The sequence below is a fragment of the Flavobacterium chuncheonense genome, assembly GCF_042686145.1.
Taxonomy (GTDB): Bacteria; Bacteroidota; Bacteroidia; order Flavobacteriales; family Flavobacteriaceae; genus Flavobacterium; species Flavobacterium chuncheonense.
Window position 1 is genome coordinate 695 of record NZ_JBHUPC010000016.1, and the last position, 603, is coordinate 1,297.

Sequence of the window (603 nt, forward strand, 5' to 3'; positions counted from 1 at the left end):
TACGTCAACAATCTCTGGAGCTGTCATGTCGTACTCTCTCGATACGCGTGTGGTTTCAGTATCACTGTTTCCACAATCATCGGTGATAGTAAAGGTGTACAATCTATATTGGATACAACCATCTGCACTCGCTCCATCATCAACTCCGCCATCTGATTGAATTCCAACTCCTCCAGCAGAACAGTTATCTGTCCAATCTGTTGTGATAAACGCTGGCCAATCATCGTTACAATTATCCAATTGATAATCTGGAACATCTACAATCTCTGGAGCTGTCATGTCGTACTCTCTTGATACGCGTGTGGTTTCAGTATCACTGTTTCCACAATCATCGGTGATAGTAAAGGTGTACAATCTATATTGGATACAACCATCTGCACTCGCTCCATCATCAACTCCGCCATCTGATTGAATTCCAACTCCTCCAGCAGAACAGTTATCTGTCCAATCTGTTGTGATAAACGCTGGCCAATCATCATTACAATTCGCTAATTGATAGTCTGGTACGTCAACAATCTCTGGAGCTGTCATGTCGTACTCTCTCGATACGCGTGTGGTTTCAGTATCACTGTTTCCACAATCATCGGTGATAGTAAAGGTGTA

The 603-nt window shown here is 43.0% G+C and carries 1 pseudogene; it reads right to left on the reverse strand.

Going from position 1 to position 603, the window contains the following annotated elements:
• Positions 1-603 (reverse strand): annotated as a pseudogene (locus ACFS5J_RS11240) (hypothetical protein); the annotation flags it as partial.